The following is a 26,462-nucleotide window of genomic DNA, read 5'->3' on the forward strand; positions in this document are numbered from 1 at the left end:
GATCACAAAATTCCTAGACCACTCGCACATTCATGGCGTGGCTGGCGACACCCTGACAGCCGCACGCCAGTCGATGGCCGTGCAGCACCACCAGGATGCCGTTCAGCTTTCGGGTGGGGTGGTGTCGCCCAGACAGACGGGATAGCTCACTCTGCAGGTGCCCCGCCGGTTGGCGAGCCGAAGGTGAATGGGTCTGCGCCACGGTTCTGGCTGTTTTTCGCCTTGAGGGCTTCATCGGGCGGGCGGACCATTTGTACGGTCAGGCTGCCGTCGGTGCCTGCGTAGACCACAGCACTGACGCCGCCTTCCTTGTAGCTGGCGATGGTCGCCAGGTTGATCTCTACCAGCGCACCGCTGACCCCGGTATTACCCAGACGGCGACCGATGTCGTAACCCTCTTCGACATTGCCCAGTTCAAGGCCGTGGCCGTCCTTGTTCAGGTCGTGCAGTGCTTTATTCAGGGCGATTTCGGCTTCCGGATTGTTGGTGCTGTCGTAGAACACCCGCACAGGTTTCTGACCGTCGGGCAGAGTTTCCAGCGCCTGAACCCAAGCCGCTTGCAAGGCTTTGGCTTGCAGGGCTGGCTTCAGACGCTTGCCGTTTTCATCCTGCATGGAGGCCTTGATCGGACGATGCAGATAGCCAAGCACCGGCGCAGCATCGAACTCCTTGACCTGATGCTGATTCCAGCGGATCGGCAGCCAAGGGGAGGGCTCGAAGTTGCCAGGGCCACGGTTGCTGATGGTTTTCCACAGGGTGGGGAGCTGGGATTGCCAATAGGCGGTGGACATGGTGCCGGGGGCATATGGGGTTTCAACGCCCTTGGCTTTCTCGGTAGTTCTGTACCAGTCCATAAATGCCTTGTCCCGATCCCAGTAGAAAGCCCAAAGTTTTCCTAGGTCGGTATCTTTGTTCTGGTTGTCCTCTGGCTCGGTTGTCGCATAGGGGCGAATATAAATATCTACCCTGTCGGATCGGGTGACCAGTAGTCCTGTCATGCTCTCGAATACAGTGGGGACTACCTGAGCATTTTTGGGTAGTCCGGGAGTACCACTTTTACGATAAATATCTCGTGTGATATCTCCGTCTTGACTAGCTATCAACGCCTGCGGAACCTTAGGGTTATCTTCGAAAAACAGAAACATTCTTTCGATCATGGCTTGTGCGTGGGTCGTACTTTCATCGTCTTGCCAGAGGAGTTGAGTTACTCCTAGGGTCGCTTTATTACGACCGGAGTTGATAAGGTTTGCGGCTCGATAAGGTTTTTTGTATGGGTTGGGTGGTCCTAGAGCGAATACTGGAACTGGCCAATACGCTACCGATTCACCTGCTGAGTGCTGAAAAGCAACACGTATTTTAATTCCGCTTGAGCTCTCTCGAGACGAAAGTGAAGCTTTATAATCATTTGGATTTTGCGAATATATTGATGAGAAATTGTTGTTTTTCTTTTTGATGAACTCCCAAATGGTTGATTGGTAGTCTTGATGTATTCCAATCCCGATCCCGCGTATCTCTAATGAATAAGTCCGTTTTTGTATAGACTGTTTTTCTTCACTTTGACGAATGGCTTGGGTCTTATAGTTAGCTAGCTCGTTTCTTTCGCCGGCAATGGCCTTTCCCCACCAGTGACCACTAAAAGTCAAAAGTACAGTGCCCAAAACTCCTACGATACCCCAGCGCGTCACCGAGCTTATCTCACGCAACTCCATATCGTTTTCCTGTGCTTCCGTTGCATGACCTGATCACAAATTTCTAGACCACTTGCACATTCATGGCATGGCTGGCCACACCCTGACAGCCGCACGCCAGTCGATGGCCGTGCAGCACCACCGGGATGCCGTTCAGCTTTCGGGTGGGGTGGTGTCGCCCAGACAGACGGGATAGCTCACTCTGCAGGTGCCCCGCCGGTTGGCGAGCCGAAGGTGAACGGGTCTGCGCCACGGTTCTGGCTGTTTTTCGCCTTGCGTGCTTCATCGGGCGGGCGGACCATTTGTACGGTCAGGCTGCCGTCGGTGCCTGCGTAGACCACAGCACTGACGCCGCCTTCCTTGTAGCTGGCGATGGTCGCCAGATTAATCTCGACCAGCGCACCGCTGACCCCGGTATTACCCAGACGGCGACCAATGTCGTAACCCTCTTCGACATTGCCCAGTTCAAGACCGTGGCCGTCTTTGTTCAGGTCGTGCAGTGCGTTGTTCAGGGCGATTTCGGCTTCCGGGTTGTTGGTGCTGTCGTAGAACACCCGCACAGGTTTCTGCCCTTCTGGCAGAGTGTCCAGCGCCTGCACCCAAGCGGCTTGCAGCGCTTTGGCTTGCAAGGCCGGCTTCAGACGCTTGCTGTTTTCATCCTGCATGGAGGCCTTGATCGGACGATGCAGATAGCCAAGCACCGGCGCAGCATCGAACTCCTTGACCTGATGCTGACCCCAGCGGATGGGTAGCCAAGGGGAAGGCTCGAAGTTGCCAGGGCCACGGTTGCTGATTGTTTTCCACAGCGTGGGAAGTTGGGATTGCCAGTAGGCGGTGGACATGGTGCCCGGGGCGTAGGGGGTTTCAACGCCTTTCGCTTTCTCGGCAGTTTCGTACCAGTCCATAAATGCTTTGTCCCGATCCCAGTAGAAAGCCCAAAGCTTGCCTAGATCGGTATCTTTGCTCTGGTTGTCCTCTGGCTCGTTTGTCGCATAGGGACGAATATAGCGATCTACCCTGTCGGAACGGGTGACCAGCAGGCCTGTCATGCTCTCGAATACAGTGGGGACTACCTGAGCATTTTTGGGTAGTCCGGGAGTGCCACGTTTGCGATATATGTTCCGCGTGACGTCCCCGTCCTCGCTTGCGATCAGTGCTTGCGGAACTTTAGGATTAGCCTCAAAAAACTGAAACAGTCGCTCGATCATGCTTTGTGCGTAGTTGGTGCTCTCATCGTTTTGCCAGAGAAGCTGGGTGACACCTAAGGTCGCTGCATTCCGGCCGGAGTTGATTAGATTCGCTGCACGGTAGGGCTTTCCGTAAGGGTTCGGAGGGCCTAAAGCAAAGGCTGGAATTGGCCAATAGGCCACCGACTCTCCTGCGGAATGCTGGAAAGCCACCCGAGTATTAATATCCGCTGTAGTTTCTCGCGAGCTCAAGGATGGGTTGTAGGCTTTAGAGTCCGACGGAAATATCGATGAGAGATTGTTGTTTTTCTTTACAATTTCTCGCCAGACAGACGATTGATGCCAGTCATTGACAGCTATGCCTACTCCCCTAATTTCCAGAGAATAGTTTCGCTTTTGAGTTGCCTGCTGTTCTGATACTTGTTCTTCCACTTTGGACTTGTAGGCTACCTGTTCGTGTTTTTCATCAGCAACGGCCTTGCCCCACCAGTGTCCGCTGTAACTCAGCAGAACCGCACCTAAAATCCCTGCAATGCCCCAGCGTGCTACCGAATGTATCTCACGAAATTCCATATGATTTTCCTGTGCTTCCGTTGCATGACCTGATCACAAAATTCCTAGACCACTCGCACATTCATGGCGTGGCTGGCGACACCCTGACAGCCGCACGCCAGTCGATGGCCGTGCAGCACCACCGGGATGCCGTTGAGCTTTCGGGTGGGGTGGCCTTCGATAAAGGCGAACTCACCGGAGTGAAGCGGGCAGGTGGCCTTGTCGCCCAGCACTGCCGGTGGCTTGCCGTTGATAGCGTGGGTGCCTGCCAATTGGCAGGACACCACCTGGCCACCGCTGCTGGTGGCGTCGCCCAGGCAGACCGGATAACTCACTCTGCAGGTGCCCCGCCGGTTGGCGAGCCGAAGGTGAACGGATCTGCCCCACGATTCTGGCTGTTTTTCGCCTTGCGTGCTTCATCGGGCGGGCGAACCATTTGTACGGTCAGGCTGCCATCGGTGCCTGCGTAGACCACCGCACTGACGCCGCCGTCCTTGTAACTGGCGATGGTCGCCAGATTGATCTCGACCAGCGCACCGCTGACCCCGGTATTCCCCAGACGGCGACCAATGTCGTAACCCTCTTCGACATTGCCCAGTTCAAGACCGTGACCGTCCTTGTTCAGGTCGTGCAGGGCGTTGTTCAGGGCGATTTCGGCTTCAGGGTTGTTGGTGCTGTCGTAGAACACCCGCACAGGTTTCTGACCTTCGGGCAGGGTGCCCAGTGCTTGAATCCAGGCTGCTTGCAGGGCTTTGGCTTGCAGGGCAGGTTTCAGGCGTTTGCCGTTTTCATCCTGCATGGGCGCCTTGATCGGACGATGCAGATAGCCGAGAACCGGCGCGGCGTCGAACTCCTTGATTTGATGCTGATTCCAGCGGATCGGCAGCCAAGGGGAGGGCTCGAAGTTGCCGGGGCCACGGTTGCTGATGGTTTTCCAGAGCGTGGGAAGTTGGGATTGCCAGTAGGCGGTCGATATGGTACCTGGGCCTAATGGATCTTTAATCCCTTTGGTCTTCTGCGCGTCCTGATAGACTTTTCTGAATTTACGCGGTTGCTCCCAGTAGAAAGCCCAAAGCTTGCCTAGATCGGTATCTTTGTTCTGGTTGTCTTCTGCGTCGTTATTCGCATAAGGACGAATGTGGCGTTCCACCCGGTCCGAGCGAGTAATCAGCAGGCCTGTCATGCTTTCAAATACTGTTGGTACTACTTGAGTATTTTTTTGCAAGCCTGGAGTTCCATGTTCGCGATATAGGTTCCGCGTTACGTCCCCGTCTTCGCTTGCGATAAGTGCCTCGGGGACTTTCGGATTATCTTCAAAAAAACCAAACAGCCGCTCAATCATACCTTGTGCGTAGTTGGTATTTTCGTCTTCTTGCCAGAGGAACTGTGTCACGCCTAGCGTCGCTGCATTGCGGCCTGAGTTGATAATACTTGCAGCGCGGTAGGGCTTGTTGTAAGGGTTTGGAGGCCCGAGCGCAAAGACGGGAATTGGCCAGTAAGCTACTGATGGGCTTGCTGCATGCTGAAAGGCCACCCGAGTATTGATATCCGCTGTAGTTTCTCGCGAGCTCAACGATGGATCGTAGGCGTTGGCTTGTGACGGAAATATCGATGAGAAGTTGTTATTTTTCTTTACAATTTCTCGCCAGACAGACGATTGATGCCAGTCATTGACTGCTATGCCTACGCCTCTTATTTCTAGTGAGTATATTCGTGCTAGCGAAGTCTGTTGCTCTGCATTTTTAGCAATCACTTGGGATTTGTAAGCTGCCAACTCATGCTTTTCATTGGCAAGGACTTTTCCCCACCAATGGCCGCTATAGGCTAGCAAAACAGCACCTAAAATCCCTGCGATTCCCCAGCGCGTTACCGACTTTATGTCACGAAGTTCCATGTTGGTTTCCTGTGCTTTTAGGTATACAAGAAAGACAAATCCGAGCCACAGAGCAAGCAAAATCCCAATGATCCATAGGTAAGATTTTAGCTTCGGACGAAGTGATTTTCTCTTTAAAGGGGCACTCACTTGAGGCCCCTCGATTGCTGGGTGTCTTGGAGCAAGGGCGGCGGTGTCAGTGGGACTAGATCGTCGGAAGGAAACTCTCCTTCTTCATAGTAAAGATGGCTTGCGCTAACTAATTCCTGCGATTTCTCGCTAAGCCTTTCCCAGCCAGGTAAATCAGTCGTTTGAGCAAACTGCTTTTTGCCCATCTTCCAATCCGCTATCGCCACCAGCACATCACGCATCGCTGGGTCGTCCAGGCATTTCGCCTGACCAATCGCAATATCCATCGCCGTTACCCAGCGTTGGTTTTCCGGACTGCGCAACAAGCCCGAGTGATAGCTATTGTCGGCCAGCACATCTGTGCTTTTATCCATGGATTCACGTATTTCGTCCGGGGTTTCTTCTCGCAGTATGTCGTAACGATCCGTAGGTTTGGGCGCGCCGTCGCCTGTCACTCGTTGTTTACGCATGATGCGGGTTTGTTCACTTGGTGCTTTGCCCAGATTCCATTTGGCTAACTCTCGCTCCAGATCTATCGATCCAGTTTGGCTGCGAACGTAATGCCAGTTGAACTTGGCTCTAGGATTGCCCACGGCAGAGGCTTTGTTCGCATCATCCGGTCTGTCAAGGCCCGATTTGGTTGGAGTGCCCTCTACTTCTTCTCCGCCAAACATAGCGGGGGCGTGTGGTGGATACAGTTGTTCTGCATTGATCAGGATCTTATGCCCTTTTTCTATAGGCCCTTTCGAAATGAACCCTGTGATAAAACCACCACCGGGATAACGAGATTCGCCTTTGGCGCGCAACAAGTCATAGCCTGGCGGCTTTCCAACCATGACCGGCATGTCTTCACGGTGCCGTTTGGTCCACATGCGTTGAAAGAAACGCACTGCTTTCAATTCAGCCATTGGGTTACGATCGCTATTCTCACCATGTGTATCCCACACCCCGTAGGTGCCGATGCCTCTGACGTCATCCAGCGCGACGGTAGTGTCGTCCGGGCAGAAATACAGGTACACCTTGCCGCGGTTATCACGCTCAGGAAATACCGTCAGACCACCTACCTTATCCTTGTTCTTGCGCGTCCCTTGTATTGGTGACCACTGCGGGCCGCTTCTTCCGCGATAGGTTGCAGGGTTGCTCAGGTCCGACAGCGGCGGCTGGGTATGGGGTGCCTGAGTCACCTGCGCCACGATGCGGGTCAGTGTGGATAGTGTGTCTTGATCTTTGGGGGTCACTTCCGGGAACAGGCAGTAGGGCGTGTCCACCATGATGATTGTGTCCGCGCAACGATGCCCTCCGTCGACCAGCAGCGCTTGCGCCAGCAGTGTGATTAACGTGCCTTGGCTATGCGCCATGATCGTGATGGTTTCGTCGGGAGATACCCGTCGTATCTCCTTGACCATCATGGCGAGCCGGTGAGCGGCCAGCACGTAATAACGCCGATGCGGGTTATCCCCTATAAAATGGGTGTTGGGCAGCGTCTTTCGGGCAATCTTAAGACGCATGGTGAGTGGCAGGCCCCTGTCATACATTTCCAGCAGGTTATTGGTGGCATTGACAAAATAACCACCGGCCTTACCAAAATGACGATCCAGGCGATTGCCCTGTATGTCCTGATACTGGTCGCGCAGTTTGGTCGGGTCGTTGTTCTTGTCTCTACTGATTTCGCTGGGGTCGGCTCGGTATCCCCAATAGAAAGGAATCAGCAGACTGCGAGTTTTCGGGTCATCTGTATCGCGTTTGTAAAGATTGGTGTCAGGGTCGTCGAGTAGTTGTTTTTCTCGATCTCCCAGCGGTTGCTTGGCTCTGAGTTTGTCTTTCGCTGCGTAGTACTCAGCCCCATACCGCCCCGCCACCAAATCCGGCCGATCAAGCCGCTCATTAACCCCCTGACACAACCCCTTCTCCACCGACTCATAAGAAGCCCCCGGATCATTCACACCATGCAGAAAGATCACCACGCCGGGCAGGTCGGCGGGTACTTCCATTTTGCAGGTGGTGTTGAGGTTGGGGATCAGCCGGGTGTTGCCTTGGGCAACGGCGTATTCATCGGCGCCGTTCATTGCGCACCTCCTTTGGGTGCGCCGCTGCGTAGTGCCGATACTTGTGCCTGATGCATCATTTCGCGCTCCACGCGCTCGGTCAGTCCGTCTGCGTTCGTCATTCCTTTCACCAGGCTGCCATCTTCCAGTTTGATTTCATAAGAATGGTCCGCCGCTGCCCGCGGGCTTGCTTCGCTGTGGCCGGGGTAGTGGAAGGTGACCTGCTGGGCGGCTGGGTCGCGGCCGAACGAGGGGATCGACGCGCTGTCGGTTTTTGGGCCGATCCAGTCGTGTTCGCTGGCGTGCACGGTGACTTTGCCTTGCGAGCCGATCTCGACGCCGCCGCCTATCTTGATGTAACTGCCATCATCGGCGACCAGGCGAATGGTCGGAGCGGTGATAACCACTTCGCCCTCGACGGCCGAGACGTGCAGGTTTTTCTGGGCGTTGAGCGCGATGTCGTCTTCCTGGGCCTGCACCAGCACTTTGCCGCGGTTGGCGATGGCGCTGATGCCTGCGTCCTGGGCGAAGGCCGACAGCCCTTTGCCTGCTTGCAGGTGCATGGCTGCGCCGCTGGTCAATTGCAGGTTGTCTTGCGCGGTGGTGTCGTGGTTTTCACCGGCGTAGTGAACCTGCGAGCGCGGTGTGGCGCTGGCGATGCCGGCTGCGGCGGTCATGGCCAGAACCGGGTCGCCCAAGCCGCTGTTGTCTGGCGCGGGCCATTGATCCAGCGATTGACGCAAGGCTTCGATGCCTTTTACATCTACCGCCTGCCCACCGCGAGCAGCAGCAGTTTCGCCGAGGGATTTGAACAGCTCTCCGCATTCGGCCAGCAGTTTGAGCAGTTCCTCGCGATCCAGTTGCGAGCCTTTTGCGTCGGTGCGTGCATAGGTGGTCAGCAACATGCCTTGCGCAGCACGTAGCGCAATGGCTGCATCGGTACGCAGCTCTGCACCGTTGCCACGTGGCTGAGCGGTGCCGTCGGTGCGTGGGTCGGTCAGCTTACCCAGGTTGAGTGCAGTGGCCTGATGGGTGGTGCCCATGCGTGCGCGCAGCGAACCGGGTGTGTCATCGAAGAGCAATTCGTTGAAACCGCTGCCCTTGTGTTCCTGAGTGCGGATCCCCGACAGCGTGCGATTGCCTGGCAAACCCGATGCCTTGCTGAAGCGCGGCGGCAGGTTATTGTTGTTGTAGAGCACCGAGGTGACCAGAGGCCGGTCTATGTCGCCTGCCAGAAAGGTCACCAACACTTCCTGACCGATACGCGGCATGAACTGATGACCAAAGCCGCTGCCCGCGCTGGGCATGGCGACCCGCAGCCACGTGGTGCCCTGGGGGAGGCTGTCGCCGCGCTGCCAGTGGAACCTGACCTGAATGCGTGCCAGTTCATCGGTGAACACTTCTTCGCCTTGCGGCCCGACCACGATGGCGCTGAGCGGGCCGGGAACGGTTGGACGGGGGATGGTGATTGGATGACGATAAGGAATCTTCTGGCGAATGCACACGAACTCGTTTGCGTAACCCGCCTTTTCATCGGACAGGTAATTATTACGCCCGTTATGCGTGACTGATAACAGCAGAAAACTGCGATCTTCCGCAGAGCCCTGGTCGTGATCGAAATGCTGGGTCAGTTCAAACGTATGCCCGGGATACATGGCGCGGCAGTTGCTGATGCCGGTGAAGGTCTTGCCCTGTACTTCGATGGCTTCGAGACGCTGACGTACCAGACGTTCACCATCGTCGAACGTGCCGTGACTGTAATGATCAAGGAAGTCATAGACTTCGTATGAGTCGACATTGCCCTGTTCATTAAGGCTCGGCATGCTCACCGGCAACTGGTTGCGCGGTTGCTTGTAATCGAATGTCTGGATGGACAGGCGCCCGGGTTGCAGGCTGCGATGGCTACGCCATTCTGTAATCGAGTCCGCTGTCTCGGTAATGGATGCGCTGTGGTAACGGATGCGTGGCTGTTGGGCCAGTGGTGAAAGGTCCCGCGAGTGATCAAGAATGATCAGGGTGTGCTTTTCTTCGCTGTGCTCGAAATAGAAAAACAATCCTTCATGTTCCAGCAGCCTCAAGACAAAGGTCAGATCGCTTTCGCGGTACTGCGTGATGTAACTGTGCGGTTTGAGTGGCTGGCTGAGCTGGAACTCGAAGTCGGGCAAGGCGCCGTAGGCAGCAAATACCGTGCGGATGACTTCTTCGATGGTTTGTTCCTGGAAGATCCGTGAGTCGATGCGCCGGGAGAGCATCCACAGCCAGGGGCTCAGTGTGGCGCTGTAGCGTGCCAGACCGCCGTCGCTGCCCTGCAGGCTGAACGTGCTGATATAGCCGTTGATGTAGCGCGCCTCGCCCGTTGCCAGCTCTATCGCCAGTTGAGCCGGCTGGCCGATCTGCGACTTGAGCTGCAGGCCTGCATCGCGGCTGATCATCGACAACTCAAAGCTGAACAGTTCGGAAAGGCCTTCGGTGCCGGTAAACTTTTCGAGCAGGAGTTCCTGTTCGTTACGGGCGACGGTTGTCAATTTGATCAGGCGACGATTCTGTGGCGCAAATAGCGCTGTTAGGTCCTTTAACATTGTCGCTCCGGTATTAAAGCTGGCGTCTTTTTCTATTAAGAGCGCTGATACAAAGAGAGGCAGCAGTCTATACGCTTCTGTCTGTGCTCACACCTTCAAATCACACAGGTGCATTGCCGAAACAAGGTACGGGTAGCGAGAAACAAAAAGTAGTGCAGGGTGCCGAACAAGGTTGTCGGCTGTTTCACAGGGACCTGTAGTTTCTTTCTTACAAATAAACAGCAGCGTTATAAGGCCTCAGGCAAAAGCAGTCGAATGTTTAGCAGAAGGCTGGCTGAGTGGCGTAAAAAAGCCCCGACTCGTGCGAGTCGGGGCGGTTTGTTTTCTCAGTGCATTCTCGCCAGCGTAATAATAATAGTGATCGCCGCGAAGGCGGCGCCCAGTACGTTGATGAAGAATGCAGTACGTACTTTTTTCGACAGCCTCCACGGTTTTATGGCGAACGCATAAACCAGCAGGAAGATGACGGCGAAGATTTCCACCTGAGCCAGGATGACGGTCATGCCACCAAATGCGGCTCCGGTCTGGTCCGAGGCACCTTGCGATACATAGTACGTCAGCGCCGCGTAAATAATCGGTAGCCAGATACCCAGGCTTATAAGAATCAGTGGAACGGGGCTTCGTTTGTTTTCGGTGTTCACGTTGGTTCCTTGTAATGAGCATTCCGATTGGACTCGCATCCGAGCCTGTTTTTAACGCAGCAGCACCGAGCGCAGCCACTTTCGTACAGAGCCTAGCCAGCAATCAGGGCTTTTCGATACCCGTAGCCTCGTTCGGCGCCTCGGTTTTCGCCGTGCGTATCTCTCGGTTCCACTGCAGGATGATCATCACCAGCGTCGGAATACCCAGCAGGGCAGTGATCAGGAAGAAGTTGTGGTAGCCGAACTTCTCCACCACCACGCCCGAATAGCCACCCAGTAGTCGCGGCAACAGCAGCATGATGGAGCTGAGCAGTGCGTACTGGGTGGCGGAGAATTTCAGGTTGGTGAGGCTCGACAGGTACGCGACGAAGGCAGAGGTCGCGAGCCCGGAGCTCAGGTTATCCAGTGAGATGGTCAGAATGAGCATTTTCACGTTGGGCCCCATGTCCGCCAGCAGCAGAAACAGGATGTTGGTCGACGCCGACGCGAACCCACCGATGAACAGAATCGGCATGATGCCGAACCTTACGATCAACAGACCGCCAGCGCCAGCGCCCAGCAGGGTCATGATCAGGCCGAATACCTTGCTGACGCTGGCGATCTGGTCCTTGGTGAAGCCCTGATCGATATAGAACACGTTGGCCATCACACCCATCACGGTGTCGGACATCCGGTAGGTCGCGATCAGACCCAGCAACAGCAGTGCCTGCCAGCGGTAGCGCATGATGAAATCGTTGATGGGCGTAAGGACCGGTGCCAACCCGCGACGGCCCATCGAGGACAGGCAGGCGAACGTCAGAAGCGTGTAGAGAATGGCGCGCAGGAATGCCCGGTCCTCCAGCAGCAAGTCCATCCAGCTGGTGCCGTCGAACAGCACGCTGGCGAAGTCTGTGTTGTAAAGCTGGGTGAACATGGCCGGCACTGAAACCAGCAGCACGATCAGCACGAACACCGAAGCCAGCTGGTGGGTGAAGCCATAGCGTGCTGCCGACAGTTGCGTGCGCAACGGCACCGGCGGCTCGCGCATGATCAGTGTGGTAATCAGCGCTGGCAGCATCAGCAGGCCAAACAACACATACGTGCCGGTCCATGCCGAATGCTTGTAGGCAAAACCGGTCGAGCCGAAGCCCTCCGCAAATAACAATGCGCCAGCGGTCGCCAGTAGCGCCGCAACCCGGTAGCCGGACATATAGCTGGCGGCGAGGGCAGCCTGCTGGGTGTCATGGGCGATTTCGAGGCGATAGGCGTCGATGGCGATATCCTGCGTCGCGGACGCAAAGGCCACCACCACGGCAATTGCGATCAGCCATGACAGGTGTTTCTGCGGATCGCAGAAGCCCATGCCGATCAGGCCGAGAATCACCAGGCTTTGTGAAAGCACCAGCCAGGAGCGGCGACGCCCCAGCTTGCCGAGCAAAGGCAGTCGCCATTGGTCGAGCAGCGGCGACCATACCCATTTGAATGCGTAGGCAAGACCGATCAGGCTCGCGTAGCCGATGGTCTCGCGCGCGACACCGGCTTCGCGCAACCACACGGATAAGGTCGAAAAGACCAGCATGTAAGGCATGCCCGCAGCGAATCCGAGCAGCAGCAGTACTAATGTCGACGGGCTGGCATATGCGGCGAGCGCGGCGCGCCAGGTTTTACGGGGCATGGGCTGGAATCTGCCTCAGGTTACGAAAACAAAGGGCGCACTCTAACCGCTGTGCTATAGGGGACGCCAGCCATGGCGCTGCATATCAATCCGATTGTTTAGAATGCTGACGCCCTCGGCGCGCAAACGCGCCCGTTGTTCGTCGCCCGAAGCGCTGCCCGCCGGGAGGCTGAGCCGGCCGCCAGCGCCCAATACCCTGTGCCAAGGCAAGGAAGAATCCGGCGGCAGTTGACTCAATGTACGTCCCACCCAGCGCGCAGCTCTGCCCAGCCCGGCCATTTCGGCCAGTTGACCGTAGGCGACGACTTTGCCCTCCGGCACTTGAGCCAGGGTCATGTAAAGCGCCACGCGTCGTGCCTCGGCAGGCGACTGTTCGTCGGGGTAAGAAAGCGTCAAATCCGGGTCTGTCACTTGGTTTTCCTGTATAAAACATTACGGTACTGATAGTTATTCTCTGGAACTTTGATGAACCTGAGCTGTCTGTGAAACCTGTGCCTTGGTCCTCCATGACCGCCTTGTCGTTGTCCTGCAGGATAATGCCCGATTCCCGCCAAACAGAGCCTAGTTACCGCTTATGTTGTCCAGAACCCTGCTGTGCCTCGCAATTACTACTGCTTCCGCCCCATTGCTTGCTGACACCGTCTGGTTGAAGAACGGCGACCGGCTGACCGGCACAATCAAAGTGTTCGATGGCGGCAAGTTGCTGCTGCAGACTGAATACGGCGGCGCCATTGCGCTGGACTGGAAGCAGGTCAAAACCCTGAAGAGCGATCAGCCGTTGCTGGTCAAGCAGGATGAACACACCGGCGAAGTTTCCAACTCGCTGCAGGCTGCCGATGACGGCAAGGTCGTGCTGGCCAATGGCGATGCGCCCAAGACCGTCGATCTGGCAAGCATTCATCAGATTATCAAGCCCAAGCCGGTCATTACCGATCTGGTCTGGAAAGGCAATATCGACGCCGCACTGGACTTCCAGCAGGCCGAAAACGATACCGATGATTACAACGTTGCCTTCAAAACCTCGGCTCGTCACGGCGACTGGCGCCACAACGCCAAGGGCGATTACAACCGTGAGACCACCGACGAGGTTGTCGGCACTGACAACTGGAGCGCCGAATACTCGCTGGACCGCTTCCTGACCGAGAAATTTTTCTGGGATGGCCGCATCAGCTACAAGCGCGACAAGGTCGAAGATTTGTCTCGTCAGCGCGTCGTGGGTACAGGTCCCGGCTATCAGCTGTGGGATGACGAGCTGGGCGCGTTCAAGGTCGGGGCATTGCTCAACCGTACCGACTTCGAATTCTCCAATGGCCAGAAGGAAAACTTCTACTCCGTTGCAGGCACCTGGGATTACAACCGCTACCTGATCGGCAAGAAGGTCGAATTCTTCTCCAACGGGGAATTGGGCAAGCCGTTGAGCGCGGTGGCCGATTACTCCCTGGATTTCGAAGCAGGCCTGCGCTACAAGGTTACCGACTGGGCTTCGCTCAATGTGAAGGCCGAGAAAAACGTCATCAGCGGCTCGGATAATGGCGATGTCGACAAGACGCGTTACACCGCCGGCTTCGGCGTGAGCTGGTAAGTGGTTGGCATGCGACGCGCGTTCTGTGCGTCGCATGCCAGTCTGTAACGACTAGATTCGCATCGCTCCATCCAGTTCAAGAATGCGCCCGCTGAAGTAATCGTTCTCCAGGATGTAGGCCACCGAGTGCGCAATCTCGTCCGGCTTGCCCATGCGTTTCAGCGGGATGGCCGACGTCATTTTTTCCAGGGCTTCCGGCTTCATGCTGCCGGTCATCTCGGTTTCGATGAACCCCGGCGCCACGCCTGCCACTCGAATCCCATAGCGCGACAGCTCCCGCGCCCATGTCACGGTTGCTGCTGCAACCCCGGCCTTGGCGGCTGAGTAGTTGGTCTGTCCGATATTCCCGGCACGGGAAATCGACGAAATATTGATGATCGCGCCCTGGCTTTTCTGCTCGATCATCTTGGCCGCCACTTCGCGGGTGCAAAGAAACACACCGGTCAGATTGACGTCGATGACTGCTTGCCACTGCGCGAGGCTCAGTTTGGTCATCTCGCCATCCTTGACCTTGATCAGCAGGCCGTCACGCAGGATGCCCGCGTTGTTGATCAGGCCATGAAGGGTTCCCAGGTCGTCGGCAACCTTGTTGATCGTGTCGACGACTTGTTGTTCGTCGGCGACGTTGCACTGGTAGGCCCGCGCCTTGACGCCAAGCGTCTCGCAGGCTGCGACGGTCTGGTCCAGCTTTTCCTGATTCAAATCCAGCAGAGCCAGATTCGCGCCTTTGCCAGCGAGGTATTCGGCCATCGCTCTGCCCAGTCCCTGGCCGCCGCCGGTGATAACTATCAGCTTGTCTTTCAATTCCATGTGTGTGCCCAAATCAGTTGATCATTTCCATGGCGTCACCGGCTGTAAGCGGGTGTTCATGCCATAGCCAACCGACTTTATAGGCTGTTTTCGCTCGCTCGTCTTCCCGTTCAGGCTCGACATCAAGCACCTTTTTGATGCTGCTTCGACAGTCGCTATCAAGGCGTCGGCCCGATTTTGAAACACACCGATACACGTTCGTGAAGCCCAGGTTCAGCTGGCGTGTGTGCATAATTGTGCGTTCGCTGACACACCCGGTGCTTGAATTAACGATCTTCTGACATCACATACGGTCTACTCGGAAGGCATTCTTCCCTTGAGGAACTCATTTGATGCGTGTTTTTTTGCTGCTGTTTTTATTGTTCCCGGTACTTGAGCTGTTTCTGCTGGTTCGTGTCGGGATGTCCATCGGCTTTCTCTGGACCTTCCTGCTGGTCGTCGCGACCTCAATGCTGGGGTTGTTCGTGATGCGCGTGGCCGGGTTCGCGACGGCGTTGCGGGCACGCGAAAGCCTGGCGCGCGGCGAGTTGCCCGCTCAGGAAATGCTCGAAGGCCTGATGGTTGCCGTGGGTGGCGGTCTGTTGCTGTTGCCCGGTTTCATCAGCGACATTCTGGGGGTGATCTGTCTGCTGCCGATCACTCGCCGTCTGCTGATCAGCAAGGTGCGCCGACGTGCCGAGGATCAGGCCATGCGTCAGCGGGCCTTTGCCGACGACTTGCAGACGCCTGCCAATCACGGGCCTGCCAATCATCGTCCCGGTGCTATTCACCAGTCGACTCGCGATCCTGATGTGATCGAGGGCGAGTTCGAGCATCGCGACAAATAAACGCTACGGCCCCGCAGCGCGGCACCTTCGGGTGCCGCACTCGTTTTCAGGTTGCGCTTGTTTCGTAAAAAAAAATCTTGCCCAAGACTTGTAATCACCTTGCCCGCCCTTATGTATGGGTCACCGCAAGGTTTCTGGCCAAAACGCCAGACCGTATTCTGCGGTTCGCGCGTCGAACCGTAACCGGCAAGTCCGGATCCGTAGCGGCTGGTGCATTCGCCGGACGCTCAAAAAAACATAATCAGGAGATCGACAATGAAGCTTCGTCCTCTGCATGACCGCGTCGTAATCCGTCGCAGTGAAGAAGAAACGAAAACTGCCGGCGGTATCGTTCTGCCAGGTTCGGCTGCTGAAAAGCCTAACCGTGGCGAGATCGTTGCTGTAGGTACCGGCCGCGTGCTGGACAACGGTGACGTGCGTGCTCTAGCTGTAAAAGTGGGTGACAAGGTTGTGTTCGGCCCTTATTCCGGCAGCAACACAGTGAAAGTCGACGGCGAAGACCTGCTGGTGATGAGCGAGAACGAGATTCTTGCTGTTGTCGAAGGCTGAGTGCTTCCGCTGATTTCCGTTAATACCAAGTATTCAAGGAATAATGATCATGGCTGCTAAAGAAGTTAAGTTCGGCGATGCTGGCCGTAAAAAAATGCTCGCCGGTGTAAACGTCCTGGCTGACGCAGTAAAAGCGACCCTGGGCCCAAAAGGCCGCAACGTCATCATCGAAAAAAGCTTTGGCGCTCCGCTGATCACCAAAGACGGTGTATCGGTTGCCAAGGAAATCGAGCTGAAAGACCGTTTTGAAAACATGGGCGCGCAGCTGGTCAAAGACGTTGCCTCCCGTGCCAACGATGACGCAGGTGACGGTACCACCACCGCTACCGTGCTGGCTCAGGCTATCGTCAACGAGGGCCTGAAGGCTGTCGCTGCCGGCATGAACCCGATGGACCTCAAGCGCGGCATCGACAAGGCGACCATCGCCATCGTTGCTCAGCTGAAGCTGCTGTCCAAGCCTTGCACCGACACCAAGGCAATTGCCCAGGTCGGCACCATCTCGGCCAACTCCGATCACTCCATCGGCGACATCATTGCCGAAGCCATGGAAAAAGTGACCAAAGACGGTGTTATCACCGTTGAAGAAGGTTCGGGTCTGGACAACGAGCTGTCTGTTGTAGAAGGCATGCAGTTCGACCGTGGCTACCTGTCTCCGTACTTCATCAACAAGCCGGACACCATGGTGGCCGAGCTCGACAGCCCGCTGCTGCTGCTGGTCGACAAGAAGATCTCCAACATTCGCGAAATGCTGCCGGTTCTGGAAGCAGTCGCCAAGGCAGGTCGTCCTCTGCTGATCGTTGCCGAAGACGTTGAAGGCGAAGCGCTGGCAACTCTGGTTGTCAACAACATGCGCGGTATCGTGAAAGTTGCAGCCGTCAAGGCTCCAGGTTTCGGCGATCGTCGCAAGGCAATGCTGCAGGACATCGCTGTTCTGACTGGCGGTACCGTTATCTCCGAAGAGATCGGTCTGAGCCTGGAAACCACTACCCTGGAACACCTGGGTAATGCCAAGCGCGTCATTCTGAACAAAGAAAACACCACCATCATCGATGGTGCTGGCGTCAAGACCGACATTGACTCGCGCATCTCCCAGATCCGCCAGCAAATCGGCGACACCAGCTCGGACTACGACAAAGAGAAACTGCAAGAGCGTCTGGCCAAGCTGTCTGGCGGCGTTGCAGTGATCAAGGTCGGTGCCGGTTCCGAAGTTGAAATGAAAGAGAAGAAAGCCCGCGTTGAAGACGCCCTGCATGCTACCCGTGCAGCCGTTGAAGAAGGCGTGGTACCTGGCGGTGGCGTGGCACTGGTTCGCTCCCTGCAGGCTATCGAAGGTCTGAAAGGCGACAACGCCGATCAGGACGTCGGTATCGCTCTGCTGCGTCGTGCAGTCGAAGCTCCTCTGCGCCAGATCGTTGCCAACTCCGGTGACGAGCCAAGCGTTGTTGTCGACAAAGTCAAGCAGGGTTCGGGTAACTTCGGTTACAACGCTGCTTCCGGCGAATACGGCGACATGATCGAAATGGGTATCCTGGACCCGGCCAAAGTGACTCGCTCTGCTCTGCAGGCGGCGTCCTCCATCGCCAGCTTGATGATCACCACCGAAGCGATGATCGCTGACGTGCCTGAAGACAAGCCAGCAGGCGGCGGCATGCCGGACATGGGCGGCATGGGTGGTATGGGCGGCATGATGTAAGCCAGCTTTACCCCTTAAGCTACACCCATAAAGAACCCCGCCTGGTGCGGGGTTTTTTTATGGCCGGCGTTAGGGGGATAATGGGCTAGCGTGTCGGCTGGGCATCGCTGGCAGCGTGCTTCGGCGCAGGTCGATACAACACGCAGTAATAAACCCCGAGACAGATCAGCCAGCAAAACACTGCAGTCCAGATGTTATGAGAGAAGAAGTGTGCCCCTTGCAGCATGCGACCGATGGAGAAGATCGTTCCCAGGCCGAATGCCAGCGCCAGCCCCACTTTTGCCAGCTTCGGGCGACGATCACGCAGCATGAAGAACAACGCAAACAGTGTGAAACCGGTAGCGGCATGTCCGCCGGGCCAGCAGCGCCCTGGCTTGTCAGTGGCTGGGCGCGGGCTCAGCAGTTCGCTGTAGGTTTCCTGGCCGCCGAATTCTTTGAGGCTCCAGGGGCATTGCACCGAAGTCACTACTTTTACCGGCGTCACAAAGGCAGTCGACAAGGCCATCGACAGCACCAGACAACCCAGCTCTCTGCGCCACGGTATCAAACGCTCGACCTTGAAGGATGCGGCAAAGCCGATCATGGCCAGCACCCCGAATACCATGACCATCTGTTTGGCGCGGTCGTGGAGCACGTCTTCCAGAAAGTAGCTGTGCCTGCCGATGAACTCTCCACTGACCGGATCGAAGGCCATCTTGGCGATATCCATGTCCAGTGAGGTCAGTTCAAGCAGCACGAGTATCAAGGCAACAGCGGCAGGTATGCCGAGGTAGATCCATTTATTGATTGGGCGGGAGTAGGGTGGGGCGACGGTTTTCGACATATCGAATCCAGATCATGAGGGCAAATGCCGCTGTCAGTATGGGCGACGGTTTGTCTGAAAGTGTGTCATGAGCGTTGTTGATTTCGGGTGAAAAAATCGTCATGCCATTTCGGCGCTGGCCCTGACGCCCACTTCGTCTTAAGCTGCGCCAGCCCAAACTGCATATGAGAGTGCTTTATGCGAATTCTTCTGGTTGAAGACAACCGCGATATCCTGGCGAACATGGCCGATTACCTGGGCATGAAAGGCTACACCGTCGATTGCGCCCAGGATGGCCTCTCAGGACTGCATCTGGCAGCCACCGAGCATTACGACCTTATTGTTCTCGACATCATGCTGCCGGGCATTGATGGCTACACGCTGTGCAAGCGCCTGCGTGAAGATGCCCGCCGTGATACGCCGGTCATCATGCTGACTGCGCGAGATCAGCTGGATGACCGGCTGCAGGGCTTCCGCTCAGGCGCCGACGACTATCTGCTCAAGCCTTTCGCCTTGTCCGAACTGGCTGCGCGGATCGAAGCCGTACTGCGCCGCGCACAGGGCGGCGGTCGACGTACATTACAGGTGGCGGATCTGGTGTACGACCTCGACACCCTTGAGGTAACGCGCGAGGGCCGAATGCTCAAGCTCAACCCGGTCGGGCTCAAGCTGCTTGCCGTGCTGATGCAGAAGAGCCCGCACGTACTGCGCCGGGAAATACTCGAAGAAGCGCTGTGGGGCGATGACTGTCCGGACAGCGACAGTCTGCGCAGCCATGTGCATCAGTTGCGTCAGGTGATCGACAAACCGTTCGCCAAACCGCTGCTGCAAACGGTGCATGGTGTGGGATATCGGTTGGCCGAGGGCCGGGATGGAGTTTAAGCAGAGTCTTGCCCAACGAATCATCATTGCCTTTGCGCTGATGAGCGCACTGGTCGCCGGGTCGTTTGCCATCGGTATCATTTCCACCGTCCATCTGGTTGAAGAGAAGCTCATCTCCGCCGGCCTGGGTGGGGATCTCAATCGTCTGATGCTGATGGACAGCGTCAGTGACTGGAGTCACCGGCCCAAGCCCGACCAGTTGTTCTACTTCAGCAATGGGCCGGGCGATTTTGATCTGCCCAAGGATCTGCGGCACCTGGAGCCGGGCTTTCATGAGGTGTTTCGCGGCCCGCTGTCCTACCACGCGATGATCGAGGTTGTGGATGGCCGCCATTACGCCTTGCTTCAGGATCAGAGCGATTTCGAGGAGCGTGAACGAGTGCTGTTTGCCGTGGTGCTCGTCGGTTTTGTGCTGGCGCTGGCGCTGGCAGTGTTTCTCGGCTGGGTGCTGGCCCGTCGCGTAATGGCGCCAGTAGTGCGTCTGGCCAGGCAGGTTCGCCACCGTGACCAGTTGTTGGGCCTTGCGCCGCCGCTGGCGCCTGATTATGCCGCCGATGAAGTGGGCGAGCTGGCCGTCGCGTTCGATGCGACGTTGGGGCGTCTGAGGCAGGCGCTGATCCGTGAGCGTATGTTCACCAGCGACGTGAGTCATGAGCTGCGCACCCCGTTGATGGTGTTGGCCAGTTCCTGCGAGTTGTTGCTGGAAAACCCGGCGCTTGATCTGCGTGGACGTCGCCAGGTAGAGCGAATCGGTCGCGCCTGTGAAGAAATGCGCGATCTGGTGCAGACGTTCCTCATGCTTGCGCGCACCCAGCGTGAAGATCCGGCCATGACGCCCAAGGCCACGCTGGTGGGTGTGGCCGAGCAGTTGATTTCGCAATGGCGTGAGCCGATAGAAAGCAAAGGCCTGCAGCTGACCTACACGCCGCCGTCGGACGACCAACTGTCCGATATCCGTTACAACGCCACATTTTTGCATGCGGTGATGGGCAATTTGCTGCGCAACGCGTTGCACTACACCGATCATGGTTTCATCGCACTGACCCTGCAGGCCGAGAGCTTCACCGTCGAGGACAGCGGCGTCGGCATTCCCGAAGAAAAGCGCGAGGCCATGTTCGAGCCTTTTGTTCGGGGTAATGAGCAGCGCGGCGAAGGTCTGGGCCTGGGGCTGTCGCTGGTCCAGCGTATATGTACCAATCAGGGCTGGAGCGTCGATCTTACGCCGATGGAGCCACACGGTTGCCGTTTCAAGGTAACGCTGAACGTGATCAATGTCTGACTGACACTTTGAATAGAAAGTGGCTGCGTGTGACCGTAAATCGACTGCGTTTCGTCGATTGGTCACACAGCATGCCTAACTCTCTGTAAAATCTCGCAACAACTGACTTCCCCAGGTAACATTTTTTTCACATTGAGATGACCTGACAGTGACGGCTGGTTCTTTAGTTTTGCCGACACACCTGTCAGGAGATGCTCAACGTGAGCGAACGCATAGAACTCGAGTTTTCCCGCAAGTACGACAAATCGCATGCCCGTCAGTACCTTGAAAAACATCAGGACGGGCTATGGCGCAAGCTGTCACATCACCGTGACGAACAGTTGGCCAGAAAGGCTTTGCGTCTGGCCGGTGATCCGGGCCTGGTGCTGGACCTGCCGTGTGGTGCCGGGCGCTTCTGGCCGCTGCTGGCGGAGAAGCCCAATCGTTCGATCATCGGTGCCGATAACTCGGCGGACATGCTGGGCGTCGCCTGTGCTTCTCAACCGGCCGATGTTGTAAAAAGGGTACAACCCTTGCAGACATCTGCGTTTGATATCAAGTTGCCTGATAACGCAGTAGACAGCATCTTCTGTATGCGTCTGTTGCACCATGTCGGGCAGTCAAGCGACCGCATGGCCTTATTGCGGGAGTTTCAACGTGTTACCCGTGACAGTGTGATTATTTCACTGTGGGTGGATGGCAACTTCAAAGCCTGGAAACGCGAGCGACTGGAGAAACAGCGTCGGCAGAAAAATGGGCAGGAAAGTTACCAGAATCGTTTCGTGTTACCGGTAGATACCGCAGAAACCGAATTTGAACAGGCAGGGTTTCGCATTCAGAAGAGAATGGACTTCCTGCCGATGTACGCCATGTGGCGTGTCTATGTCTTACGTAAAAGGTAAAAAGATGGGTTTGCAGTCCTTGAAAAAGCCAGTTGTGAACTCGATGCAGGATGAGTTCAGTCATTTCTGGAGTCAGCGTGGCGAATGGGTTGAAGAGCCTAACGTGCGCAGGGGCGGAGAGAGTGGCGTACAACGGCTTCTCACGGACGACGGGCAGACCCTTTATGCCAAACGTCAGACAGGGCATATCTATCGCAGCCTGCTGCACCCGCTGGGCCGCCCGACGGTTCTGCGTGAGCGTGAAGCCCTCGAAGGTCTGCGCAAGCTGGGTGTAGTCGTACCGGAAGTGGTGTTTTGCGGTGCAACGCGCGACGCAGACAACGCCTGGCGGGCATTGCTGGTGACCGTTGCGCTAGAGGGTTTTGGCGAGATTGAGAAGTGGCTCGCTGCTGGAGGCCGCGAGCGGCACGGTGAGCTGTTTTATGAGCGGATGCTCAAGGAAGTGGCCAATACCCTGGCGCGCATGCACCTGGGCCGTTGGCAGCACAGCTGCCTGTACGTCAAGCACATCTTTGTACGTGTCACAGGGGATGGCCCTGACGCGGAGGTGGAAGTGGCCTTGCTTGATCTGGAAAAAGGACGTCGCCGTCTGACGGCTCATGGCGCTGCCCAGCACGACATGAAGCAGCTGAGACGCCATTCGTCATTCAGCGCTGCAGACTGGCAAAAGTTGGTCTATTTTTACCAGTCAGCATTTGGCAGCTCCATCAAAGGTTTAGAGTCATGAAACTAGAAATGGCACGAGGTTTGTTTCTGTTTGGTGCGTTGGCGGTAGCGACTGTCGCGGTAGCGGCGCTCGAGCAACCGTCTACCCGCATTCTAAGCGCACAGCATGGCGAGGGTTTTTGCCCTCTGCCGCGTGTGGCGAGGAATCTGGCGAACGTACAGCCCGACAAGGACCTGCTGCTGTTCATGTACAGTCTGGCGCAGGGTTCGGTCAGCAGAAACTGAGCGGTGCAGACGGGCTCGCAGCCCGTTAGAGCCGCAGCCAGGTAAAGCCTCAGGCCAAATGAAGATGGTTGTCCCACAGCCCCGCTGGCAGGTCCAGCGGCGTGGCCAGCAGTTGCTGTTTACGGCAATCGTAGAAGCGGCAACGCCCCTGACCAGAGGTCACGACGAAACCATCCTTTACCGCTCCCACGCCTGCGCAGTCCGGTAGCGGCGCGTCCAGCTTCAGTGCGCCACTGTCCATATCCCAGATGAAGAACCGGTTGCCTCGTGGTGCCGTAAGGGCGACCAGCCGCAGTTCGCTGTGCACGGCAACGCTGGCGGTGTAATGAGCCATAGCGCGCAATTGCTCTTCTGCCACCGGAAACGCCTGAAACGGCTGGCCCGGACGCTTGATCGCCAACAGCTCTGCCAATTCGTGACTTTCGCCCATGAACTGTTGGCTCGCCAGGATGGTGCCATCGTCGGCAATGCTCATGTGGCGCACGCTGTTCATTTGCTGAGAAAGCGTTTCCTTGCTCAATAGAGTGCCGTCGCGCTGCATGAGCACCAGGCTGGGCTGCATGGCGTTCAGATTCATCTCGACCCGGCTTTCTGCCTCGGTACGAATCCCGCCATTGGCGACGACCAGTGTTTCGCCGTCGGGCATCCAGGAAACCTGATGAGGCCCGATGCCGTGGGTGGATATTTCAGCTGAATGCACCAGCCGGTCATTGACGAATCGATACACGCCCAGCAACCCGCGACCGGGGTCACGGGTGTCGTTTTCAGTTGCATACAACCATTCGCCGTCTCGATGTATCACCGCGTGACCATAAAAATGCCGGTCCGGCCGGGAGACGATGGTTTGCAGCAGGCTGCCGTCGCGCACGTCGATCAGGTAGCTTTCGGTGCCCGGCCTGCGCGCAATGAAAACAGCGAGCGGCAGGCTTGGATGGTCAATGATGTCGTGACAGCGTTGGCCCACTTCAGTGGCAAACACCTGGGTCCCGTCAAGCCGGAAACCGACTGCGTAGTGCCGGCCTTCGCCGTCGTCGCGTGCGGAAAGCAGCAGCGGGCCTGTGGTTTTCTCCCCGGACAGCGTCCAGCCACCCAGGGTGCAGGCGCTGAGCAGCAGGCTGCCGAGGGCCTTGGCCTGACGTCGCAGCATCATTCGCACCTCTTGATCATGATCAATCGCCATCGTTGGCGTTGAAGCCCAACTGGATGCCCAACGCCTTGGCCAGTTCACCTTCATGCAGGCGATGCACTGCATTCAGGCTGTCATAGAAGGCATTGAGTTGCTGGCGTCCGGCGTCGGTGGCCAGCAGATCGGCCAGCGGCGGCTTGAGTTCCGAGAGCAGTTTGCGGCTATTGGCGTAGGCCGCGTCGATTTTGTCTGCCAGCGGTTTCTGTTCGGCAGGCAGCAAACCGCGCAGCCCTTTATTGTCGACGCCGGTCCAGACTGTTTCGGCGCTGATCAGGCTGGCCTCGAGGCTGCCGAGTGACGATTTGCTGCGCCATGAGTCAGCCTGGAAGGGCTGCGGCTGACCTTTGCTCTGGCGGCCGAGCGGCGTGCCCAGTTTTTTCTTCAGGCTGTCCAGCGCCGTGACCTGCACCCGTAACAACTCGGCAATGGCCTCGTGAGAGTCGGCGTAGCGCTGGTTGGGGAATTTGCTCAGCTGCGCGAGCATGCCGTCGGTGCTGTTCCAGCTGTTGAGGATTTGTTCGGCAAGTTGCTTCTGACGCTCACCGATGGCCATCAGCAGCGGGCAATAGCGAGCTTTCTGTTCGGCATTGGCCATGTCGATTTCTGCATCGAACAGAATGTATTCGTAAGCGGAGAGCCCTTGAACCACAACGCTGGCTTTGGACAGCTCTTCGACGGTGACCTGTGGTTGTGCGCTCACCAGTTGTTCGACCTGACGGCCGACCAGGTTCTTTTTATCCGGCCAGAACTGCACTTGCCAGGCGCGATTGCCTTCGGCCAACGGGCCGATCAACAGCGGTTGCAGCTCGGCCCAGGTCTTTTGCGCCTTGAGGAAGTCGGCGCGCGCAGTGGCCAGATCGGTCTTGCCCTGACAGAACGCCAGTGCGCTGGCGGCCAGCTGGCGGTCAGCCTCGACCCAGCGGCTGTAAGTCGGCAGGATCACTTGCTTGGCGATAGCCGCAGACGTGACGGCCTGAGGGTCGGAAGGCGAGCAGGCACCCAACGCAAGCGCCGCGAGGCTGGTCAGCAACAACTTGGGTCGGAACATTGTCCGGCTCCTTATTTTCGAAAAGAAGATGTTGAACGAGAAGGTTCTGCAGTGGGAGCAATCATAACGAATTCAGAAACGCCAACAGCGCTGTACGCTGTTCGGCGTCATACGCCAGCACCTTTCGTTGTGACGCTTGGGCTTCGCCGCCATGCCACAGTATCGCCTCAAGTGCATTGCGCGCGCGACCATCATGCAGCAACTGTGTGTGCCCGCTCACTGTTGCGGTCAGACCCAGGCCCCAGAGCGGCGGCGTCCGCCATTCGCTTCCGGTGGCCTGGAACTCGGTGCGGTTGTCCGCCAGCCCTTCGCCCATATCATGCAGCAGCAGATCGCTGTACGGATGAATCACCTGATTGGCCAGTTCCGGCTCGGCTGCGTCGCTTCGGGTCTTGAATGACTGTGTATGGCACTGTTGGCAGCCAGCCTCGTAAAACAGGTTCTTGCCGGCCAGCACCTGAGGGTCATCCACTTTGCGGCGTGCCGGAACGCCGAGGTTTCGGGTATAGAACTCCACCAGGCGCAGAATGTTGTCGCTGACTTCCGGCTCGCCCTCGGGGCCCTTGCCGCTGGGTGCTGCCAGGCAATCGGTCTGCTTCGGCGTGCAATCGTCGAACGGGCGCAGACGAGTGGTAAGACCCATGTCGCCGGAAAAGGCATGCGCGTTCTGCTGGTTCAGAGTGGGCTGTCCCGCTTTCCAGCCAAACTTCCCCATGACGACTTTCTGCTGGGCATCATCCCAGACCCAGTTGGGGCGTCCGGAAATCCCGTCGGCATTTTTATCATCGGGGTCGGCGTTGGCGAGCAGTGCGTCATCGGCAATCGCCTCAAGCAGTCCCAGACCGATCATGGGCGGTGCAATACGCGCAGAGATGTGTGTGTCTGGGTGCATCGGGCCATAGCCCAATTGCGTGATTTGCAGGGTCGGCTGGCGCAGCTCGACCGAGGTGCCGTCGCGAAACATGACCGTGAGCGCGTCGTATTCGACACGTACCTTGCCTTCTGGCGCCACGCCGGGGTTGGACATGTCCTGGAGCTGTCCGCCGTAGGTCGGCTCGGGCAATACACCGTTGCGCTGGATCAGATCGGCGTAAGCCGGGTCGTCCGGAATCGATAATCTGACCAGCATCGACACCGCGTTGCTGTCGCCATCTTCCGGCGGGTGCCCGCGACCGTCCTTGATATGGCAGTTCTGACAGGCGTTGGTGTTGAACAGCGGACCCAGGCCGTCGCGCGCCGTCGTTGTGGACGGGGCGATGACCCACGGGCTGCGGAAAAAGCTGTTACCGACGCTGAAATCCAGCCGTCGCACGGGGGACAGGTTGGCTGAGGGCATGGAGAAAGCGTTTTGATCGCGCTTCCCGACCGTTGCGCTGCCACCGGACAACGCTTCGCCCGGCTCGGCGTGAGTAAAGCGCGGGGCGTCATCGCACGCGCTCAGGGCCAAGGCCGTGAGCAAAGCAAGGGAAAGACGAAACCGCGTACTCATACTCATCCTGCAACGAGGTGCCAATCGGGGCGTGCAAGCTTATCAGTCTGGTGCGGTTTGAATAAGAGGGATTATCGTTTGCTACGTATGAGAGGCTTAGACGCATCACGCCGACAGCCCCTGACCGACAAATGC

23 protein-coding genes and 2 pseudogenes are annotated in these 26,462 nt (G+C 57.1%); 9 read left to right on the forward strand and 16 right to left on the reverse strand.

The genetic code is table 11. From position 1 onward, the window contains the following. Window positions 1-13 precede the first annotated feature (13 nt). The 11 genes and pseudogenes from POR16_RS04955 to POR16_RS05005 form a co-directional block, all read right to left on the reverse strand. Window positions 14-121, reverse strand: a pseudogene (locus POR16_RS04955) (PAAR domain-containing protein); the annotation flags it as partial. Between the two features lie 25 nt (window positions 122-146). Continuing rightward, on the reverse strand, window positions 147-1,709 hold the full coding sequence (locus POR16_RS04960; RefSeq protein WP_154897047.1) for a type VI lipase adapter Tla3 domain-containing protein: 1,563 nt from the start codon (window positions 1,707-1,709) through the stop codon (window positions 147-149). Window positions 1,710-1,752: 43 nt separating this feature from the next. Continuing rightward, window positions 1,753-1,860, reverse strand: a pseudogene (locus POR16_RS04965) (PAAR domain-containing protein); the annotation flags it as partial. A gap of 25 nt (window positions 1,861-1,885) precedes the next feature. Next, window positions 1,886-3,448 (reverse strand): type VI lipase adapter Tla3 domain-containing protein, encoded by a 1,563-nt coding sequence (locus POR16_RS04970; RefSeq protein ID WP_154897048.1) that lies wholly within the window; start codon window positions 3,446-3,448, stop codon window positions 1,886-1,888. A 44-nt stretch (window positions 3,449-3,492) separates the two neighbouring features. Next, window positions 3,493-3,762: a PAAR domain-containing protein gene (locus POR16_RS04975; RefSeq protein WP_024689623.1), complete on the reverse strand. Its 270-nt coding sequence runs from the start codon at window positions 3,760-3,762 to the stop codon at window positions 3,493-3,495. After that, window positions 3,759-5,450 (reverse strand): type VI lipase adapter Tla3 domain-containing protein, encoded by a 1,692-nt coding sequence (locus POR16_RS04980; protein WP_183132237.1) that lies wholly within the window; start codon window positions 5,448-5,450, stop codon window positions 3,759-3,761. Before POR16_RS04980 ends, POR16_RS04975 begins: the two co-directional genes overlap by 4 nt. Further along, window positions 5,447-7,495, reverse strand: a complete 2,049-nt coding sequence (locus tag POR16_RS04985; protein WP_005890839.1) for a T6SS effector phospholipase Tle3 domain-containing protein — start codon at window positions 7,493-7,495, stop codon at window positions 5,447-5,449. Before POR16_RS04985 ends, POR16_RS04980 begins: the two co-directional genes overlap by 4 nt. Further along, on the reverse strand, window positions 7,492-10,053 hold the full coding sequence (locus tag POR16_RS04990; RefSeq protein WP_122311443.1) for a type VI secretion system Vgr family protein: 2,562 nt from the start codon (window positions 10,051-10,053) through the stop codon (window positions 7,492-7,494). Before POR16_RS04990 ends, POR16_RS04985 begins: the two co-directional genes overlap by 4 nt. A 326-nt stretch (window positions 10,054-10,379) precedes the next feature. Then, on the reverse strand, window positions 10,380-10,694 hold the full coding sequence (locus POR16_RS04995) for a hypothetical protein (protein ID WP_005890830.1): 315 nt from the start codon (window positions 10,692-10,694) through the stop codon (window positions 10,380-10,382). A 103-nt stretch (window positions 10,695-10,797) separates the two neighbouring features. Continuing rightward, complete coding sequence (locus POR16_RS05000) at window positions 10,798-12,348, reverse strand: AmpG family muropeptide MFS transporter (RefSeq protein ID WP_005890826.1); 1,551 nt, start codon at window positions 12,346-12,348, stop codon at window positions 10,798-10,800. A gap of 54 nt (window positions 12,349-12,402) precedes the next feature. After that, on the reverse strand, window positions 12,403-12,684 hold the full coding sequence (locus POR16_RS05005; protein WP_162010124.1) for an MGMT family protein: 282 nt from the start codon (window positions 12,682-12,684) through the stop codon (window positions 12,403-12,405). A 238-nt stretch (window positions 12,685-12,922) separates the two neighbouring features. On the opposite strand from POR16_RS05005, the gene POR16_RS05010 reads away from it, so the two are divergent. Further along, window positions 12,923-13,930 (forward strand): DUF481 domain-containing protein, encoded by a 1,008-nt coding sequence (locus POR16_RS05010; protein ID WP_005890820.1) that lies wholly within the window; start codon window positions 12,923-12,925, stop codon window positions 13,928-13,930. 51 nt (window positions 13,931-13,981) lie between these two features. On the opposite strand, the gene POR16_RS05015 is transcribed toward POR16_RS05010, so the two are convergent. Next, window positions 13,982-14,740, reverse strand: coding sequence for an SDR family oxidoreductase (locus POR16_RS05015; RefSeq protein ID WP_005890817.1), 759 nt, complete (start codon window positions 14,738-14,740; stop codon window positions 13,982-13,984). Between the two features lie 332 nt (window positions 14,741-15,072). Between POR16_RS05015 and POR16_RS05020 the strand changes: the two genes are divergently transcribed. The 3 genes from POR16_RS05020 (at window position 15,073) to groL (ending at window position 17,809) form a co-directional block, all read left to right on the forward strand. Continuing rightward, entirely contained in the window at window positions 15,073-15,567 is a 495-nt protein-coding gene (locus POR16_RS05020) for an FxsA family protein (RefSeq protein WP_005890815.1), read from the forward strand. Window positions 15,568-15,822: 255 nt separating this feature from the next. Beyond that, complete coding sequence (locus tag POR16_RS05030) at window positions 15,823-16,116, forward strand: co-chaperone GroES (RefSeq protein WP_024670865.1); 294 nt, start codon at window positions 15,823-15,825, stop codon at window positions 16,114-16,116. A gap of 49 nt (window positions 16,117-16,165) precedes the next feature. Continuing rightward, on the forward strand, window positions 16,166-17,809 hold the full coding sequence (groL, locus tag POR16_RS05035; RefSeq protein WP_007248922.1) for a chaperonin GroEL: 1,644 nt from the start codon (window positions 16,166-16,168) through the stop codon (window positions 17,807-17,809). A gap of 85 nt (window positions 17,810-17,894) precedes the next feature. Here groL and POR16_RS05040 read toward each other — a convergent pair whose 3' ends face one another. Next, entirely contained in the window at window positions 17,895-18,632 is a 738-nt protein-coding gene (locus POR16_RS05040) for a phosphatase PAP2 family protein (protein WP_005890809.1), read from the reverse strand. 177 nt (window positions 18,633-18,809) lie between these two features. Here POR16_RS05040 and colR point away from each other — a divergent pair, with 177 nt between their 5' ends. The 5 genes from colR to POR16_RS05065 all read left to right on the forward strand — a co-directional run bounded on the left by colR (window position 18,810) and on the right by POR16_RS05065 (window position 22,604). Continuing rightward, window positions 18,810-19,493, forward strand: coding sequence for a two-component system response regulator ColR (gene colR, locus POR16_RS05045; protein WP_005890808.1), 684 nt, complete (start codon window positions 18,810-18,812; stop codon window positions 19,491-19,493). Further along, window positions 19,483-20,772: a sensor histidine kinase gene (locus POR16_RS05050; protein ID WP_055003849.1), complete on the forward strand. Its 1,290-nt coding sequence runs from the start codon at window positions 19,483-19,485 to the stop codon at window positions 20,770-20,772. The genes colR and POR16_RS05050 overlap by 11 nt, the downstream gene beginning before the upstream one ends. Before the next feature lie 200 nt (window positions 20,773-20,972). Beyond that, window positions 20,973-21,653, forward strand: a complete 681-nt coding sequence (locus POR16_RS05055) for a class I SAM-dependent methyltransferase (RefSeq protein ID WP_005890800.1) — start codon at window positions 20,973-20,975, stop codon at window positions 21,651-21,653. A gap of 4 nt (window positions 21,654-21,657) precedes the next feature. Further along, window positions 21,658-22,380, forward strand: a complete 723-nt coding sequence (locus POR16_RS05060; protein WP_005890797.1) for a lipopolysaccharide kinase InaA family protein — start codon at window positions 21,658-21,660, stop codon at window positions 22,378-22,380. After that, the gene (locus POR16_RS05065; RefSeq protein WP_005890795.1) at window positions 22,377-22,604 is read left to right on the forward strand and encodes a hypothetical protein; all 228 of its coding nucleotides are present in this window, start codon (window positions 22,377-22,379) and stop codon (window positions 22,602-22,604) included. Before POR16_RS05060 ends, POR16_RS05065 begins: the two co-directional genes overlap by 4 nt. A gap of 49 nt (window positions 22,605-22,653) precedes the next feature. On the opposite strand, the gene POR16_RS05070 is transcribed toward POR16_RS05065, so the two are convergent. From POR16_RS05070 to POR16_RS05080, 3 genes are all read right to left on the reverse strand, one after another. Further along, window positions 22,654-23,751 (reverse strand): DUF1513 domain-containing protein, encoded by a 1,098-nt coding sequence (locus POR16_RS05070; RefSeq protein ID WP_005890792.1) that lies wholly within the window; start codon window positions 23,749-23,751, stop codon window positions 22,654-22,656. A gap of 22 nt (window positions 23,752-23,773) precedes the next feature. After that, window positions 23,774-24,838 (reverse strand): imelysin family protein, encoded by a 1,065-nt coding sequence (locus POR16_RS05075; RefSeq protein WP_005890788.1) that lies wholly within the window; start codon window positions 24,836-24,838, stop codon window positions 23,774-23,776. A 61-nt stretch (window positions 24,839-24,899) separates the two neighbouring features. Then, window positions 24,900-26,327, reverse strand: a complete 1,428-nt coding sequence (locus POR16_RS05080; RefSeq protein ID WP_005890785.1) for a di-heme oxidoreductase family protein — start codon at window positions 26,325-26,327, stop codon at window positions 24,900-24,902. Window positions 26,328-26,462: the final 135 nt, after the last annotated feature.

The sequence above is a fragment of the Pseudomonas coronafaciens pv. oryzae str. 1_6 genome (genome assembly GCF_000156995.2).
GTDB classification, from domain to species: domain Bacteria; phylum Pseudomonadota; class Gammaproteobacteria; order Pseudomonadales; family Pseudomonadaceae; genus Aquipseudomonas; species Aquipseudomonas tremae.

Excerpts from the sequence above, each read along its gene's own strand:
- POR16_RS04960 (WP_154897047.1), bottom strand. The coding sequence starts at position 1,709 with ATGGAGTTGCGTGAGATAAGCTCGGTGACGCGCTGGGGTATCGTAGGA.
- POR16_RS04970 (WP_154897048.1), bottom strand. The coding sequence starts at position 3,448 with ATGGAATTTCGTGAGATACATTCGGTAGCACGCTGGGGCATTGCAGGG.
- POR16_RS04985 (WP_005890839.1), bottom strand. The coding sequence starts at position 7,495 with ATGAACGGCGCCGATGAATACGCCGTTGCCCAAGGCAACACCCGGCTG.
- POR16_RS04990 (WP_122311443.1), bottom strand. The coding sequence starts at position 10,053 with ATGTTAAAGGACCTAACAGCGCTATTTGCGCCACAGAATCGTCGCCTG.
- POR16_RS05000 (WP_005890826.1), bottom strand. The coding sequence starts at position 12,348 with ATGCCCCGTAAAACCTGGCGCGCCGCGCTCGCCGCATATGCCAGCCCG.
- POR16_RS05005 (WP_162010124.1), bottom strand. The coding sequence starts at position 12,684 with ATGACCCTGGCTCAAGTGCCGGAGGGCAAAGTCGTCGCCTACGGTCAA.
- POR16_RS05010 (WP_005890820.1), top strand. The coding sequence starts at position 12,923 with ATGTTGTCCAGAACCCTGCTGTGCCTCGCAATTACTACTGCTTCCGCC.
- POR16_RS05015 (WP_005890817.1), bottom strand. The coding sequence starts at position 14,740 with ATGGAATTGAAAGACAAGCTGATAGTTATCACCGGCGGCGGCCAGGGA.
- POR16_RS05020 (WP_005890815.1), top strand. The coding sequence starts at position 15,073 with ATGCGTGTTTTTTTGCTGCTGTTTTTATTGTTCCCGGTACTTGAGCTG.
- POR16_RS05030 (WP_024670865.1), top strand. The coding sequence starts at position 15,823 with ATGAAGCTTCGTCCTCTGCATGACCGCGTCGTAATCCGTCGCAGTGAA.
- groL (WP_007248922.1), top strand. The coding sequence starts at position 16,166 with ATGGCTGCTAAAGAAGTTAAGTTCGGCGATGCTGGCCGTAAAAAAATG.
- POR16_RS05040 (WP_005890809.1), bottom strand. The coding sequence starts at position 18,632 with ATGTCGAAAACCGTCGCCCCACCCTACTCCCGCCCAATCAATAAATGG.
- colR (WP_005890808.1), top strand. The coding sequence starts at position 18,810 with ATGCGAATTCTTCTGGTTGAAGACAACCGCGATATCCTGGCGAACATG.
- POR16_RS05050 (WP_055003849.1), top strand. The coding sequence starts at position 19,483 with ATGGAGTTTAAGCAGAGTCTTGCCCAACGAATCATCATTGCCTTTGCG.
- POR16_RS05060 (WP_005890797.1), top strand. The coding sequence starts at position 21,658 with ATGGGTTTGCAGTCCTTGAAAAAGCCAGTTGTGAACTCGATGCAGGAT.
- POR16_RS05065 (WP_005890795.1), top strand. The coding sequence starts at position 22,377 with ATGAAACTAGAAATGGCACGAGGTTTGTTTCTGTTTGGTGCGTTGGCG.
- POR16_RS05070 (WP_005890792.1), bottom strand. The coding sequence starts at position 23,751 with ATGCTGCGACGTCAGGCCAAGGCCCTCGGCAGCCTGCTGCTCAGCGCC.
- POR16_RS05075 (WP_005890788.1), bottom strand. The coding sequence starts at position 24,838 with ATGTTCCGACCCAAGTTGTTGCTGACCAGCCTCGCGGCGCTTGCGTTG.
- POR16_RS05080 (WP_005890785.1), bottom strand. The coding sequence starts at position 26,327 with ATGAGTACGCGGTTTCGTCTTTCCCTTGCTTTGCTCACGGCCTTGGCC.